Origin of the sequence: Acidiphilium sp. PM (assembly GCF_000219295.1) — a bacterium.
Lineage (GTDB): Bacteria > Pseudomonadota > Alphaproteobacteria > Acetobacterales > Acetobacteraceae > Acidiphilium > Acidiphilium multivorum.
Window position 1 is genome coordinate 1 of sequence record NZ_AFPR01000037.1, and the last position, 2,850, is coordinate 2,850.

3 protein-coding genes are annotated in these 2,850 nt (G+C 68.3%); 1 reads left to right on the plus strand and 2 read right to left on the minus strand.

Annotated features, from left to right (window positions below; translation table 11 throughout):
• Window positions 1–665: 665 nt before the first annotated feature.
• The gene (locus APM_RS01285; RefSeq protein ID WP_231295370.1) at window positions 666–1,571 is read left to right on the plus strand and encodes a helix-turn-helix domain-containing GNAT family N-acetyltransferase; all 906 of its coding nucleotides are present in this window, start codon (window positions 666–668) and stop codon (window positions 1,569–1,571) included.
• 11 nt (window positions 1,572–1,582) lie between these two features.
• Here the strand turns inward: APM_RS01285 and APM_RS01290 are convergent, their stop codons facing one another.
• Window positions 1,583–2,431 carry a phosphodiesterase gene (locus APM_RS01290; protein WP_007421547.1) on the minus strand — a complete coding sequence of 283 codons (849 nt, stop codon included), beginning with the start codon at window positions 2,429–2,431 and terminating at the stop codon, window positions 1,583–1,585.
• Window positions 2,425–2,850, minus strand: a 426-nt coding sequence (locus APM_RS01295) for an inositol monophosphatase family protein (protein WP_007421548.1), incomplete at its 5' end; no start/stop codon positions are given. The genes APM_RS01290 and APM_RS01295, both read right to left, overlap by 7 nt.

Consider the following 2,850-nt stretch of genomic DNA (forward strand, 5'->3'; position numbering starts at 1 on the left):
CACCTGTTGCGCCCGTAGCACCAGTTGCTCCGGTCGCACCCGTGGCGCCCGCCGAGCCCGTCGCCCCCGCCGAGCCTGTAGCCCCCGTCGAGCTACCCGTCGAGCCACCCGCCGTGCTTCCGCCCGCCGTGCCTCCGCCCGCCGTGCCTCCCCCGCTGGATTTCGCTCCGGATGAACCTCCTCCGGTAACCGCGCCGGACACAGGGGTCACCGAAGGGCTGGAGCCGCATCCGGCGAGCGCCAGAACCGAACCCAAACCCAGGACATACAGTGTCGTGGCCAACACTTTCTTACGGAACGCCTTTGACATGAAAGCTCCACCTGCAAGTTGCAATGATTGTTTTCGTCCGCTCAACCCGGGGGAAATCCGAGGATGAATGGCGATGGCAGTAACCTTTCATTAACATTGTAACGAAATACGATGTATTAATATTTTTTTAGATCGTAATGTCTAAATCTTTATTCAAAATGAATCCGAATCGATCCGCCCCGCCGCCTCGGCACCTTCTCTCTCCCGGGATGCCGATCCAAATGGCTGTCTGCCGAACGCCAGAGAGCCAACTGCCAGAGAGCCAACTGACGGTGTCTCGCCCTCGAAAGACCGTGCGCGAATAAATAGTTGCTCAAGTCAACAATTCATGGCATTATTAATTATGGATAACGCAATGGATGGCGTCCGCGCGTTCAACCGTTTCTTCACCCGTTTCGTCGGCGCGCTCGACACCCGGTTCCTCGGCACCGAACTCACCCTCGGCGAAGCCCGGCTGCTCTATGAAATCGCCCAGGCGGAAGCGCCGCTGGCCGCCGACCTGCGCGCGGCCCTCGGCGTCAACGCCGGCCATGTCAGCCGCGTGCTGCGCCGCTTCGAGGAGCGCGGCTGGATCACCCGCAGCCCGGCCGCCGGCGATGCCCGGCGCCGGCCAATCGCGCTCACGCCCGCGGGGCGCGACGTCTTCGCCGATCTCGACAGCCGCCAGCGCAACGCCGTCGCCACCACGCTCGACGGCCTCGCCCCCGCCCAGCAGCGCGACCTGGTCGGCGCCCTCACCCTCGCCCGCATCCTGCTCGGCGACCCTTCGACCCGCCGCTTCGCCCTGCGCCCCTTCCGGCCCGGCGACATGGGGCAGATCGCCGCGCGGCAATCCCTCATCTATCGCGAGACCTATGGCTGGGGCCGGCAGATCGAGGTGATCGAGGGCGAGGTCACCTCCGCCTTCCTGCGCAACTTCAAGCCCGGGCGCGAACAGTGCTGGATCGCCGAGATGGAGGGCGTCATGGCCGGCTCGGTCTTCCTCACCGACGAGGGCGACGGGCTCAGCCGCCTGCGCCTGCTCTATGTCGAGCCCTTCGCCCGCCGCCTCGGCATCGGCAACGCCCTGGTCTCGGCCTGCGTCGGCTTCGCCCGCGAGACCGGCTACCGGCGGATGACGTTATGGACCCACACCGTGCTTGAAAGCGCCCGCCGCATCTACGCCGCGCACGGGTTCCGCATCGTCGATGTCCATACCCACGAGGAGTTCGACAAGCCGGTCCAGAGCGAAACCTGGGAGCTCGACCTCGCCGCCGGCTGACCCGCTCCGCCTCAGGTGGCCGCGCCGGCCCGCCGCATGCCCGGATACTCCGGCTCGACGACGAACGGATACGGCCCCGGCAGATCGCCCACGCTGTCGAGCATCGCCGTCAGCCCCTCCGGCTCGGTCCAGCGCAGCAGGAAAATGCCGCCCGGCTCCAGATGGAAATAGGCCCGCGCCTTCGGATCGAAGGTGATCTCGCTCTGGTGCCCCGCGGCGGCCGGCACGCTCAACAGCATCGTGCCGCCATGCGCGGCATGGATCGCGCGGTGATGATGCCCCGAGAGAATGGCCGCGACATTTCCGTGCGCCGCCGCCCGCGCCAGCAGCGCCTCGGACGAGCGCAGCATGATGCTGTCCATCGCCGCCACCCCGGTGATGACCGGCGGATGATGCAGCCCGATCAGCACCTTGCGTCCCGCCGCCGCCTCCAGCGCCGCATCCAGAAACGCGAGCCGTTGCGGGCACAGCTCGCCATGCCCCGCCCCCGGCACCACGCTGTCGAGCATGATCAGCCGGAACGGGCCGATATCGGCGGAATACTGCACGAAGTCCGGATCCGCCGTCACCCCCGGCAAATGGCCCAGCGCCGCGCGGAACGCCTCGCGCCGGTCGTGGTTGCCGGGCACCACATAGACCGGGCATGGCAGCTTGCGGTCGAGCAGCCGGTTCAGCTCCTCATATTCGTCGTCCCGCCCGCAATCCACGAGATCGCCGGTGATGACGATCGCCTCCGGCGCCGGATCCAGCGTCGCCACCCGGCGCAGCACGCGCTCGGCCATCATGTTGGTCTCGACCACGCGGTTGGCCGGCCGGCCGACCGGGCGGACATGCAGGTCGGAAATATGGGCAATCAGCAAGAGTCACCTCGAAGAATGGCAAGGGCCTCGTCGCGCAGCGACGGATCGCCAAGGATCAGCACGGTCCCGTCGGTCTCGGCGTCGAGCCGCAGCGCCCGGCCCGACCAGTCGCACATCGCCCCGCCCGCCGCCTCGACGATCGGCACCGACGCCGCCCAGTCCCACGGCTTGTGCCCGGCCTCGGCGATGATGTCGATCGCGCCGAGCGCCAGCAGCCCCGCGGCATAGGCATTGTCGCCCCACGACACCCGGCGGCAGGCCCGGCCGAGCCGGTCGAACGCCACGCGCTGCGCCGGCGCGAACCATTCCGGCCCGGTGCAGGAGAGTTCCGCCTCGCCCAGCGCCGCGCGCCGCCGGCAGCCCGGCACCCCGCCGAACGGGCCGTGGAACTCGATCTGCCCGCCGGCCGCCAGCCACCG